The organism is Ligilactobacillus ruminis DSM 20403 = NBRC 102161, assembly GCF_900113455.1.
GTDB classification, from domain to species: Bacteria; Bacillota; Bacilli; order Lactobacillales; family Lactobacillaceae; genus Ligilactobacillus; species Ligilactobacillus ruminis.
Window position 1 is genome coordinate 26,172 of record NZ_FOPI01000022.1, and the last position, 12,018, is coordinate 38,189.

Sequence of the window (12,018 nt, forward strand, 5' to 3'; positions counted from 1 at the left end):
TTTGGAGGCCATCATGAAAATCAATCAATTCGCACACGCTCCGGCAGCTTTTGAGACAAAACTTGAAGAATTGTCCAAACTGCGCTTCATCAAAGCTGACGCACAACAGGAAGATCTGAACCTGCTTTGGAAAAATCTTCTTTTGAAATGCTTTCCGCAAGCCAAATGTCTGGCTCAAAAGCATGAAAAATTAGCTTCTCTGGCTGCTACCAAGACCGAATCCGTCCCGGAATTCATCGAAAAAAAGACTGTCAATCTGACCGTCTTCTACGCTGTTGCCATGCAGCTTTTGCAATTTGAGCCCGACACTGAATTTGACATCGACAATCCGCTCAAATCAATGGACGAGCTTGGCGTTTTTCACGCAGACAAGCTTGAAGATTCAACCGACCTGATCAGTGCCTTCTACGACCTTTTGGCAACTCACGGCAAAAACGGCCAGACGCTGCTCGATCATCTCGGAAATCTTGGCTTCTTCCTTGATTTCTATGACCTGCCCGTTTCCGAAAAGCCGGTCTTCTTCAACGGTAAGGCCCAGCCCGTCTTTGACACGACCAAACTGATTTTCGAAGTCGTCTACGTCGAATCCGATCTCGATACGGATCATGACGGCAAAGCCGATTTGCTCAAGGCAGAAATCATTCGCCCTAAAGATACCGAAGAAGGTCTCAAAGTTCCCGCGCTTTATACGGCCAGTCCCTACAATCAAGGAACAAACGATGCCACGGTCGAGGCCATGACGCATAACGTCAACGTCAAGCTGACGCGCAAAACGCCCGATTCCTTGACTTATGACGAGATCAAATACACGGCAAAACCAAAGACAGAGATCAAAAAACAAACCGTCAACGGCACCGTCAAGTCGGCCAACGAGACTTTTCCGCGCGAATTTTCATATACGCTAAACGACTACATGCTGGCACGCGGATTTGCCGCCGTCTATGCGGCCGGCATCGGCACGATGGATTCCGACGGCTTCAGGACGTGCGGATCCAAAGAAGAAACCGAATCAACGACTGCAATCATCGAATGGCTTGCCGGCAACAGGAAGGCTTTCATCGATAAGACGAGCGGCATCGAAATCAAAGCATGGTGGTGCAACAAGCACGTCGCAATGACCGGCAAATCATACCTCGGAACGCTCGCCACTGCTGCTGCAACCACCGGCGTCGAAGGGCTGTCGACAATCATCTCGGAAGCTGCGATTTCAAATTGGTACGACTACTACAGAGACGGTGGTCTGGTCGTTGCTCCGGACGGTTTTCCCGGTGAAGACGCCGACGTTTTGGCAGAAGACTGCTTCAGTCGCCGCAAGCAATCCGGTGATTTCCTGCACGTCAAAAAAGATTGGGAGAATCATCTCGCAAAAATCACGCGCGGTCAGGATCGGACAACCGGCAGCTACAACACGTTTTGGGATGCAAGAAACTACTTGAAGGACGTTCAAAACATCAAGTGCGACGTCGTGATGGTCCACGGTCTGAACGACTGGAACGTCAAACCAAGAAACGTCTACAATCTTTACAACGCATTGCAAAAGCTCCCGGTCGTTTCAAAACTTGTTTTGCATCAAGGGCAGCACATCTACGTCAACAACTTTCAGTCGCTTGATTTCACGGACATGATGAACCTGTGGCTTTCCCACAAGCTCTATGGCTTGGAAAACGGTGCAGAAAAGCTTTTGCCAAACGTTTTGGTCCAAGACAACGTCAAAGAAAGCACTTGGCATGCCAAGGATTCGTGGATCGATGAGGATGCGGACGAAGTTGTCTTGAAGGCAACGCCTTGTGGCAAGCTCAAACCGTTATCCGCTGAAAAATGCAGTGCTGACGGCCACGACGGCAATTGTCATGCCAAGGAACTGCAATTCAAGGACAGCCTTGATCAAAAAGATTTCGAAGCATACGTCAGCGACATTGCAAAATGGAAACACGATCTGGCTTCCGAAAATACGCCGCTTGATTCCAACCGCATCGTGTGGAAGAGCACTGCATTTGACAAAGACATCGTTCTTGAAGGAGCACCAAAAGTTTCCTTAAGGGTCAAAAGTTCGCGCGACTACGGCATGCTGAGCTTCATGCTCATCGACTATGGCACAGACAAGCGTTTGGGCGAAGTTCCGACCACGCTTGCTCGCAAAGCCATCGACTGCGGCTTCCATTGGCGCACTGACGACCTGATGGAATTCAAGCTGGCAAAAGCAACGCCGTTCAAGATGATTACGAAAGGCCACCTGAATCTTCAAAATCGAACGAACCTGTGGCATGCGGACGATCTTTCGGCCGACGAATACGTTGAAATCGACGTCGTTTTGCAGCCGATGCTTCACAGAATCAAGGCCGGACATCAGTTGGGCCTGATCGTTTATTCGACCGACATGGGGATGACCGTTCGCGGAAACGAAGATATCCGTTATACGTTGGACGGAACGAAAACCCGTCTGACGATAAACGTCAAAAATTTGAACTAACATACGACAGAGGCTGAAAAGAAACGATGCCTCAAATTGAAAAACCGGATGATTTGCAATCAATTGCAAATCCGATCCGGTTTTTTTTGCATTCAGGACAATCGCTTGCTGTGATGGAAATAACCCAAAATAGTTTGGCGGTAAATTTGACTGAGAGCTTGGCTGAATTGATTGAGCAGCACTGCATTTGGCAAAATCATTGCCGTTTACGGACACATCGATGAAAATGGGCACTTTGTCCGTAAATTTGAGTGAGATCTTGGATAAATCAGTTGAGCAGCACTGCATTTAAAAATGCCGGACAAAGCCAGTCGCAAATCGACCGTTTTTGTTCGGCATTTCATTTAATTCAAGAAAGAAACGGGACTTTTTCCCAAGCATCTTCCTTTTAAACAGACTGTACAAATCGCAGAACGAGAGCACGGTTCATAGCAAGGATAAGTTGCATCAAACGTAATTGGCTAATCCGGTCCTCAATTCAAATAACGATGCGCGCTGAATGATCGTTCCACAAATCGCGCATCTCCTTGAGAATCGCAAATCCATTGCGATTTCAAACTGAAACAAGCACATCCCGGATAATTGCTGTTCAGGGCACGTTCGAAAGCGCGAAAATCATACAATAAACTCAGAAAATACGTACCCTGACAATTAACGAAACATCGTAATCAACTCAATTTTAGTTTTGCGCAAAGATTTGTTGTTCTTCAATCAGCTTATATGATTTCAAAGCTGCTGAATCAAGGTCTTCCTTGTGCATGTCTACTGCCGTGATTTGGCTGTTGTCATAAGTCCTATAGTAGTAGATTCCGCGATCGACGTTGCAGCATGAAGAATAAATCGTGAATTCAAATTTGCCGTTGCCAACGTCGCAGCATCCCTTCTGTTGTTCAACGGAACCGAGAATGTGGAAGAATTGACTGACGCTCGTGTTTTCATCAGCCATCTTCGGCGCATTGAGCTTCGTGAACGTTGCTTTAACGAAACGCGAGTTGGATGAAAGATCTCCCGGCAGTCCCATGCTGCCCATTCCGCGAGTATATTCATCGAGTTCAAGGCCATCTGCAAACGTTGATGCGACCGGTTTTGGAGAAACGCGGCGATAGTTGTTCAACGTAAACATCTGGAATGGAAATTCAGGGTTGTTCGTCATTATGCCGACCGGGTTGTCATAGACATTAAGTCCCGCATTCGTCTGTTCAACCGTAATCGACTCATTCTTATCGGAAATCATCCAGTGCAATAGACTCGGCGGGAATTGTTCACTGAATTCAACGTTCGTAATATTGATTTTTGCAAGCAATTTACGGACGTCAGCAACAGTCTCGCATTGTCCGAGAATCCAAGGAATGAGTTCAAAGGATGCGACATTGTCGACATCTTCTGCAGGTTCTTTGTAATCTGCATTTCCCGGGAAATTCAACCCTGCCATACTCAATCCTTTTTCGTTCGTTGCATCATAATAAAGCGGATAATCATCGACCACCGTTGCCATCCCGATGATGGCAAAATGTTCGTTCATATCATGTACTTGACGAAACTTTAAAGGAAATTTGCGTGGCGTAACCGTCACGGATTCATTGTAGGAGAGTTCCAAATCAAGATTGCGACCAAAATAATGATCTTTGCCAGTATACGTTGCTGCTGTACACATAATTAATACCTCCTAACTGTTTACTAGTATTCTAACACAGAAAATTGATGAATATTGACATTTTTTAGCGTCTTGAGTGAAGAATTATAGACGGCTTTTTGAAGATGAAAATAATCCAAATGATAAGATATGCCTTATTAAAAATTATATAATCCGAAAAATCAGGCGCAAGACAATCATAATCAGCTTTACCGATAACAATCATGCAAAATTTGACTCCGTTTCTAAGAAAGAGTGTTAAAATTAATGTATCACATTAGAAATCAGGTGTTATCATGCGTGAAGGAACGACAATCCTTACTTTGGACAACGGCTACCATTTATGGACCCACACTGACAACGTCGGCGGAAAAATCCGCTTACTTTGCCTTCACGGAGGTCCAGGCGGCAACCACGAATATTATGAAAATTTTGCTGAAAAATTAAAAGACATCGACGTTCAGGTTACAATGTATGACCAGCTCGGCTCATGGTATTCTGATCAGCCGGATTTCACCAAGCAGGAAAACGTTGATAAATTTTTAAAAATGGACTATTTTGTCGATGAAATTGAAGAGGTTCGCCAAAAACTCGGCATCGACGATTTTTATCTCATCGGTCAGTCATGGGGCGGAGCAATTACCCAAGAATATGCTTTGAAATATCCGAAACACCTCAAGGGCATCATCATTTCCAGCATGACCGACAACATTGCCGAATATATCGTCAACATCAACAAGATTCGCGAACACGAATATTCAAAAGAAGATCTTGACTTCATGAAAGAATGCGAAAATTCCGGCGACTATGACAACGAACGCTACCAAAAGCTGATCGACAAACTGAACTGCGGCTACGTCGATCGCAAGCAGCCGCCTGCAATCAGCCATTTGACAAGCACCGTCGCAACTCCCGTCTACAATTATTTCCAAGGCGACAACGAATTCGTCATCACCGGTGCTTTGGATGGCTGGGACATCAGAAACAAGATCAAAAACATTTCCGTGCCGACGCTCATCACTTACGGCGAACACGAAACGATGCCTCTTGAAACAGGAAGGCGCATGGCAGCAACCATCCCGCATGCCCGTTTCGCAACGACTCCAAACGGTGGCCATCACCATATGATCGACAATGCACCCGTGTATTTTGCACACTTGAAGGAATTCTTGCTGGACGTTGAGAACGGAACTTTTTAGCTGAATTTATATCAATGGCGTTGACTTATTCATCAGCGCCATTTTTTATTGGCACGAAGGGAACTTTCAGACCGATTTCTTCCGCCTGGCAGAACATTTTTCCGATTTTTGGGATTTTTATTCTGCTTTTGAGCCCGCAGACATCCGTTTCAGACGGGCGAGCAGACCAAAAAAAAGAAGCTGTTCTCCAAAAACAGCTTCTTTTTACTTGCGATCAAGCAACGTGTAGGCATGATCACCGTTATACGGGTGTCTGTTGCAGGAAAACTCAAGCGGACGTCCGTCTTCCAAATACACGACCTGGATCACTTGAAGAATCGGATCGCCTTTTTCAGCTTCCAAATAGTCGATGTCTTCTTGCGTTGTTTTTTCTGCTGAGATACGTCTAAAAGCACTTCCAATTTTGAAGCCGAATTCTTTTTGCAAAAACGAATAAACGGAATGCTTCAAAACATCTTCGGTCAAATTAGGAACCATTCTAATCGGCATGAACGTGTGTTCAAACACATAAGGTTTGTCGTCGCAAAGGCGCAGACGCTTGATTTCATAAACCGGATCGCTTTCCTTGACTCCCAAGCGTTCCTGAATCTCTTCATCCGGAAAAGTCACGTTAAACGAAATAACCTTGCTCTTAACGCGATCGGCCCCAAGCTGATGCGTCAAACCTTCATACTCGTTTACCGGCAAAGCATCACGCTGCGCAAGCGCGTTTTTCCTGACGTATGTACCAGCGCCTCTTCTGGAATAGATAAAACCTTCCTTAGCCAACATGTCAAGCGACTTTTTGACGGTCATTCGGCTTGTCTTGAATTCTTCCGCTAAAGAATTCTGGTCAGGAATAAGACTTCCGACAGGATACGTTCCATCCAAAATTCTCGACTTGATCGTTTCGAAAATTTGCCTATATTTCAATTCAGCCATACGGCTCACCTCACTTTTTGTATTTACAAATATTATAACATAGAATTACATATCAAAATTATGTTAATTTATACTTAATCAAATTGATTTCGATATATTGTTAGCTCAAAAAGTGTTACTTTTATTCTCAAACAAAAAGAGTCTGAGAAAAAATGATGCCCAAATTGAAAAACCGGATGATTTGCAATCAATTGCAAATCATCCGGTTTTTTTCATATTCATGACAATCGCCTGCTATGGTGGAAATAACTCAAAAGATTTTGACGGTAAATTTGACTGAGAGCTTGGCGTGCTGATTTATCAGTCGCAATCCGACCGCCTTCATTCGGCTTTTCGTTTAACTCAAGCAAGAACCGGGACCTTTTTCCCAGTCTCTTTTCGCACATTGCTGATTGATTATTTGTCTGCTTCGATTGCCAAAAGCAAGCATCCCGTAATGCCGGCATCATCGCCCAGTTCAACGTGAACGATGTAGTCGTCAAGATCCGGAGTCTTAACGTAGCCGTTCATTTGTTCTTTGAACGATTTGCGAATCATCGGAAAGAGTTGTTCCTGCTTGGAAACGCCGCCGCCAAAGATAATTTTTTCAGGAGAAAGAACGAGCGTATATGTCATGCAGGCTTGAGCAAGGTAGTATGCTTCGATTTCCCAATCCTTGTCATCTTTTGGAATATCATATGCCTTGACACCATGATGACGAGCCTCAACGGCAGGACCGGCACACAATCCTTCAAGACAGTCATGATGGAACGGACACTTGCCTTCATACTTGTCTTCTGGATGACGACGCAAAATAATGTGTCCCATTTCCGGATGACCATAGCCTTCAAGCAATTGACCGTTGATAACGCCGCCGCCACCGACACCCGTTCCGACCGTCAAATAAACGCAGCTTTCCTTGCCGCGTGCGGCACCGCGCTTGAGTTCGCCGTAAGCAGCAACGTTAACGTCAGTCGTCCAGACATAAGGAATATCGTAATGTCTCTTCATATCGCCAAGGAAGTCGTAGTTTGCCCAACCTTGCTTTGGCGTTGTCGTAATGTAGCCGTATGTTTCAGACTTCTTGTTGACGTCGATCGGTCCAAATGATCCGATTCCCATTGCGCAAACCGGATTTTCATCGAAGAACCTGAAAACCTCGGCCATCGTTTCTTCAGGAACGGTCGTAGGAATCTTGACTCTCTTCAAGATATTCATGTTTTCATCGCTAACAGCGCATACAAACTTTGTGCCACCGGCTTCTATTGCTCCATAAATCTTTGACATATATGTTTTCCTCCTGATATAGGTAATCGTTTTCAAAATTATTTTAACGCATTTAACAAAATTTGAAAAGAAACCTAAAAAAATTATACTTTTCTATGTCAATCGTTTGACATAGAACAGCTCTGCATTTATTTTGTCACCCTTTACAAATACAGTATTGAACTATTTCATTATATGCTTATCGATTATCAGAAAGCAACATTTTTCTGTGCAAATTTGCTCCAATTTCAAGACTTCTGCTATACTGAGTGAGGAAATTATTTTAACAAAAGAGGAATTCAAATGAAAATCAAGCGTATCGATCACATCGTGCTTCCCGTTTCCAATCTTGAGGCAGCCGCTCGCTTTTATCACGAGACTTTTGACATGCCGCTGATCAGCGATCAATCAGACGATTCCGTGCGCACTTTGCGCTGCGGTCACCAGCTGATTCGTCTCGTCGAAACTTCTGAATTGAAAGCTCGCAAGCAAAAAGCAGCCAGCATTTGCCCCGGAGCATGCGATCTTTGCATCGTTTCCGGAGACAAAATGAAAGACATCATCAACCATCTCAAGAGCTATTTCGTTGAAATTATCGAAGGACCGGTTGAACGTTACGGTTCTGAAGGCAAGATGGAATCAATCTACATTCACGACCTTGATTCGAATCTGATCGAAATCTCGGTCTATGAGAACAAATAATCAAAAAGCGGTCGGGTTGCGACTGACTTTGTCCGGCTTTTTTTCTTATAGGTGAATTTTTTGCCAAATGCAGTGCTGTGCAGCGCCGGCTCAATCAATACGCCAAGACTGGCTTACGGGCAAAATGGCGATTTTTGGGATTTGCCCGTAAAAGGCAGCACCCGCTTACGGGCAAAATGGCGATTCTTGGAATATGCCCGTAAAAGGCAGCACCCGCTTACGGGCAAAATGCCGTTTTCTGGGATTTGCCCGTAAAAGGCAGCACCCGCTTACGGGCAAAACGGCGATTTCTGGGATTTGCCCGTAAAAGGCAGCACCCGCTTACGGGCAAAACGGCGATTCTTGGGATTTGCCCGTAAAAGGCAGCACCCGCTTACGGGCAAAACGGCGATTTCTGGGATTTGCCCGTAAAAGGCAGCCCTCCGTTACATACAACGTCCTTTTTTGGCCGTTTTGATACGTTACATATAAATGAAAACAGATTTTTCTGCTTGTTTCCATCATGGAAGGCAATCGTCCTGCATGCAAAAAAACGGATGATTTGCAATCAATTGCAAATCATCCGGCTTTTTAATTTGAGGCAGAGTTTTTCCAAAGCCTCGCCTGCTTCTTATTTCAGACTAGTCTTCAGCAGCAAAAACGACTTTTTCTTCAGTGTCGACATATTCAGCCTTGACCGGATCGACATAGAGCTGAACGCCTTTATTTTCAAAAAGCTGCAACTCGCCGATTTCCTTCATTGCCTGCTTGATCGTTGCCTCATCGAGTTCTTCTGCAACGTACTTCAGTTGAATGGTGCGCGTACTGTGCGAACCGGAACGAAATGTCAATTTCAATGTTTTCATATCTTAAATTCCCCCTTGCTTACTTGGCGATTTCATCAACAACCGTCACCGTCGTCGATGATACGGAATCTCCCGTCAACTTTTCGACAATTTGTGCAAACCGGCCGATTTTCGTTTCATCCGCATTTTCCGCGACGTTGTTGAAGGAACGATTTCGTGCCGTTTCGTTTGCGTCCTTTGAAGCAACTTTGATGCTTGTTTTCTTCCATGTTTTAGCCATTTTTCATGACCCCCTTTTTTATTTCGTAAGATCTTACACTGATAATAACGGAATTTCCCGCCTGATTTGAACGAATTTGTTATAATTTTTTGGGAGGCATTATTTTGAAAAAGATATTAACCGTTATGTTCGCTTTGCTGATGCTTTTTTCAGGCTGTTCCGCTCCAAAAAGCGCCCACGAAAAGAAACGCCATTTAAGGCATTCTGCACCGGATCAAGCCGAAATCAAGCTCAAATCAATGAACCAAACACAAAAAATCAAGCAGATGTTCATCGTCAGGCCGCAAAATCAGTCCGCCTCTCAAACCGGCGGGATCATTTTGTTTTCACAAGACATGAACGACCCGAAAGCATTGATTTCTTCCTTGCAAAATGCAGCGTCCACACCGCTGCTTGCCGGAATCGACCAGGAAGGCGGAACCGTTTCGCGCCTGAGCGCAAATCCTGCTTTGACTAACAATCGCGCATTTCCGTCCCCAAAAGAAGTTTTTACGCAAAAAGGCCTGAAAGGAACTGCCGACGAAGCCTCGCAAGTGGCCAAAATCCTTCATTCACTCGGCTTCAACTGGAACCTGGCACCCGTTGCCGACGTCAGTCAAAATCAAAACAGTTTCATCTATGATCGCACGCTCGGGCAGAACACGAAAACGACCGCTGCTTACGTTGCAAAAACCGTCTGCGCCATTCAAAAACAAAACGTGGCCGCATGCCTGAAACACTTCCCCGGCTATGGCTCTGCCGGTGATACCCATACTGGATTTGCCGAAGAAGACCAAATGGATCTGAACCCCTTTAAGGCAGGCATCAAAAACGGAGCCGACACCGTTTTGGTCGCACACGTCGTGATCAAAAGCGTTGATCCGCAGCTGCCGGCCTCGCTTTCCCCGAAGATTCATGCCCTGTTGCGCAAAAAACTCGGCTTCAAGGGCGTGATTGTCACGGACGACCTGGCGATGGGCGCCATCAGGCAATTTGCGGAAAATCAACATGTCTGCCCGGAAGTCCTCGCCGTCAAAGCGGGCAATGACCTGATCATGAGCGAAAACGTCGATTCCGGAACCGCTGCGATTGAGCAGGCAATAAAAGACAAACAAATTTCTCAAAAGCAGATCAACCAGTCGGTGCTGCGCATTTTAAAGCTGAAAGAAAAATTGGGCTTGTTGAAATAAAAAAAGTCGAGGCGTTTTGCCCCGACTTTTTTATCGTCAAAATCAAGCCCAGTTTCCGTTTCTGAACACGGGCACGACCGTTCCGTCTTCTTTGATGCCGTCAATATTCATTTCGGAAGATCCGACCATGAAATCAACGTGCGTCTTGCTGACGTTGATGCCGTGTTCCAGCAGTTCTTCATTCGACATTTCTCTTCCGCCTTGAACGTTGAACGGATAGGCTGCCCCAAGCGCAAGGTGATCGCTTGCGTTTTCATCATAAAGCGTATTGTAAAAAATAATTCCGGACTGCGAAATCGGCGATTCGTCAGGCACGAGCGAAACTTCGCCCAGAGAATCCGCCCCTGCATTTTTCAAAAGCTCATCCAAAACATCCTGGCCCTTTTCAGCCGTTGCCTCGACAACCTTGCCGTCTTTGAACGAAAAGCGCATCCCTTCCAGAATGTTTCCCGCATAGCTCAACGGTTTCGTTGCCGTGACGTACCCGTTGATTCTGCGATTGTCCGGTGCCGTGAAGACTTCTTCGGTCGGCATGTTGGCCATGAACTTGATGCCGAGGCTGTTTTCCTTGCTTCCGCCCGCCCAATAATGATTTTTCGGCAAGCCGATCGTCAAATCCGTCACGGGCGACGTATAATGAAGTTCCTTGAACTGTTCTTCGTTGAGCCAAGCTGCTTTTTCATGAAGCTTTTCTGCATGACGCTCCCATTCTTTGACGGGATCTTCCGTCACGCGAGCCGTGTCGAAAATCTTTTCCCACAGCCTTTCAGTCGCCGCTTTTTCGTCAAGCTCAGGAAAAACCTGCTTTGCCCAGGCAGGACTTGCCGCACCGACCACCGTCCAGGCTAGCTTATGATTGATCGTTGCGTCCATCACAGGTTCGAGCGCATCGTCGCAAGTTTTGTTCCAAGCGGCCACTCGTTTGGTATCTACGCCGGAAAGAGCGTTGGGATCACTTGAGATGACCGAGATTCTGGCCGCCTTTTCGTCTGCGATCCATTTTCCTTCAGCTTTTTCCCAGTCAGGCATGTCGTTTAAGAATTCGTCTGAGGCATTTTCGATAAATTTTCTGTTGATAAAATCGTCGCGCCATTTGACAAATACACGACCGGCACCCGTTTCGTATGCTTTAGCCACGATCAGGCGCGCAAGTTTGGCCTGATCGACGCTGATATACAAAATAACCGGCTGACCCTTTTGAACGTTGACGCCCGTTTTGACAATCAGTTCCGCATATTTTTCAAGTCTTTCATCAAAATCCATTTCGATTTCCCCTTTTCATGTTGATAGGTCAATTATAACAAATGAAAATGCAAAAAAATGCAAACCACTGTTTTTTTGCTTCAATCACTGCATCAACGCCAGACATTCTTGTACAAGGATATTGCTTTTTTATCTGCCACGCCCCGCATATTCTGCAAAAAAATAGCGAAATCCCGTCTAAACGGGACTTCACTATCATACGCTTTAATTCATCAAAGCACCGGTCCACCGGTTGAAAGTGTACCAACGTCCATTGATATATTGTCTTCCATAAAGCATTTGACCATTGCCGTTATAATAGCAGGTCTTGTGCTGATCTGATATCCATTGGAACCCGGTCTTCATCGCGCC

At 45.5% G+C, this 12,018-nt stretch carries 11 protein-coding genes; 4 read left to right on the forward strand and 7 right to left on the reverse strand.

The window, feature by feature from the left end:
- The first annotated feature begins 13 nt into the window (after positions 1 to 13).
- Positions 14 to 2,470 (forward strand): Xaa-Pro dipeptidyl-peptidase, encoded by a 2,457-nt coding sequence (locus tag BMZ95_RS07345; protein WP_014072787.1) that lies wholly within the window; start codon positions 14 to 16, stop codon positions 2,468 to 2,470.
- Positions 2,471 to 3,149: 679 nt separating this feature from the next.
- On the opposite strand, the gene bsh is transcribed toward BMZ95_RS07345, so the two are convergent.
- Positions 3,150 to 4,124 (reverse strand): choloylglycine hydrolase, encoded by a 975-nt coding sequence (gene bsh, locus BMZ95_RS07355; protein WP_046922041.1) that lies wholly within the window; start codon positions 4,122 to 4,124, stop codon positions 3,150 to 3,152.
- Positions 4,125 to 4,399: 275 nt separating this feature from the next.
- Between bsh and BMZ95_RS07360 the strand changes: the two genes are divergently transcribed.
- A complete protein-coding gene (locus BMZ95_RS07360) occupies positions 4,400 to 5,302 on the forward strand; it encodes a proline-specific peptidase family protein (RefSeq protein WP_014072783.1) in 903 nt (300 codons plus the stop codon).
- Between the two features lie 204 nt (positions 5,303 to 5,506).
- On the opposite strand, the gene BMZ95_RS07365 is transcribed toward BMZ95_RS07360, so the two are convergent.
- Both BMZ95_RS07365 and BMZ95_RS07375 read right to left on the reverse strand, forming a co-directional pair.
- On the reverse strand, positions 5,507 to 6,223 hold the full coding sequence (locus BMZ95_RS07365) for a GntR family transcriptional regulator (protein ID WP_014072782.1): 717 nt from the start codon (positions 6,221 to 6,223) through the stop codon (positions 5,507 to 5,509).
- 396 nt (positions 6,224 to 6,619) lie between these two features.
- Positions 6,620 to 7,489 (reverse strand): ROK family protein, encoded by an 870-nt coding sequence (locus tag BMZ95_RS07375; RefSeq protein WP_014072781.1) that lies wholly within the window; start codon positions 7,487 to 7,489, stop codon positions 6,620 to 6,622.
- A gap of 282 nt (positions 7,490 to 7,771) precedes the next feature.
- Here BMZ95_RS07375 and BMZ95_RS07380 point away from each other — a divergent pair, with 282 nt between their 5' ends.
- Complete coding sequence (locus tag BMZ95_RS07380) at positions 7,772 to 8,170, forward strand: VOC family protein (RefSeq protein ID WP_014072780.1); 399 nt, start codon at positions 7,772 to 7,774, stop codon at positions 8,168 to 8,170.
- 620 nt (positions 8,171 to 8,790) lie between these two features.
- On the opposite strand, the gene BMZ95_RS07390 is transcribed toward BMZ95_RS07380, so the two are convergent.
- Positions 8,791 to 9,015 carry a DUF2922 domain-containing protein gene (locus BMZ95_RS07390; protein WP_046922040.1) on the reverse strand — a complete coding sequence of 75 codons (225 nt, stop codon included), beginning with the start codon at positions 9,013 to 9,015 and terminating at the stop codon, positions 8,791 to 8,793.
- Positions 9,016 to 9,034: 19 nt separating this feature from the next.
- A complete protein-coding gene (locus tag BMZ95_RS07395) occupies positions 9,035 to 9,235 on the reverse strand; it encodes a DUF1659 domain-containing protein (protein WP_014072777.1) in 201 nt (66 codons plus the stop codon).
- Between the two features lie 125 nt (positions 9,236 to 9,360).
- Here BMZ95_RS07395 and BMZ95_RS07400 point away from each other — a divergent pair, with 125 nt between their 5' ends.
- On the forward strand, positions 9,361 to 10,404 hold the full coding sequence (locus BMZ95_RS07400) for a glycoside hydrolase family 3 N-terminal domain-containing protein (protein ID WP_046922052.1): 1,044 nt from the start codon (positions 9,361 to 9,363) through the stop codon (positions 10,402 to 10,404).
- Positions 10,405 to 10,446: 42 nt separating this feature from the next.
- On the opposite strand, the gene BMZ95_RS07405 is transcribed toward BMZ95_RS07400, so the two are convergent.
- Entirely contained in the window at positions 10,447 to 11,667 is a 1,221-nt protein-coding gene (locus tag BMZ95_RS07405; RefSeq protein WP_046922039.1) for an aminopeptidase, read from the reverse strand.
- Between the two features lie 204 nt (positions 11,668 to 11,871).
- The gene (locus tag BMZ95_RS11510) at positions 11,872 to 12,012 is read right to left on the reverse strand and encodes a hypothetical protein (RefSeq protein WP_225354958.1); all 141 of its coding nucleotides are present in this window, start codon (positions 12,010 to 12,012) and stop codon (positions 11,872 to 11,874) included.
- Between the last annotated feature and the right edge of the window lie 6 nt (positions 12,013 to 12,018).

Excerpts from the sequence above, each read along its gene's own strand:
- BMZ95_RS07345 (WP_014072787.1), top strand. The coding sequence starts at position 14 with ATGAAAATCAATCAATTCGCACACGCTCCGGCAGCTTTTGAGACAAAA.
- BMZ95_RS07400 (WP_046922052.1), top strand. The coding sequence starts at position 9,361 with ATGTTCGCTTTGCTGATGCTTTTTTCAGGCTGTTCCGCTCCAAAAAGC.
- BMZ95_RS07360 (WP_014072783.1), top strand. The coding sequence starts at position 4,400 with ATGCGTGAAGGAACGACAATCCTTACTTTGGACAACGGCTACCATTTA.
- BMZ95_RS07405 (WP_046922039.1), bottom strand. The coding sequence starts at position 11,667 with ATGGATTTTGATGAAAGACTTGAAAAATATGCGGAACTGATTGTCAAA.
- BMZ95_RS07375 (WP_014072781.1), bottom strand. The coding sequence starts at position 7,489 with ATGTCAAAGATTTATGGAGCAATAGAAGCCGGTGGCACAAAGTTTGTA.
- BMZ95_RS07390 (WP_046922040.1), bottom strand. The coding sequence starts at position 9,015 with ATGAAAACATTGAAATTGACATTTCGTTCCGGTTCGCACAGTACGCGC.
- BMZ95_RS07365 (WP_014072782.1), bottom strand. The coding sequence starts at position 6,223 with ATGGCTGAATTGAAATATAGGCAAATTTTCGAAACGATCAAGTCGAGA.
- bsh (WP_046922041.1), bottom strand. The coding sequence starts at position 4,124 with ATGTGTACAGCAGCAACGTATACTGGCAAAGATCATTATTTTGGTCGC.
- BMZ95_RS07380 (WP_014072780.1), top strand. The coding sequence starts at position 7,772 with ATGAAAATCAAGCGTATCGATCACATCGTGCTTCCCGTTTCCAATCTT.
- BMZ95_RS11510 (WP_225354958.1), bottom strand. The coding sequence starts at position 12,012 with ATGAAGACCGGGTTCCAATGGATATCAGATCAGCACAAGACCTGCTAT.
- BMZ95_RS07395 (WP_014072777.1), bottom strand. The coding sequence starts at position 9,235 with ATGGCTAAAACATGGAAGAAAACAAGCATCAAAGTTGCTTCAAAGGAC.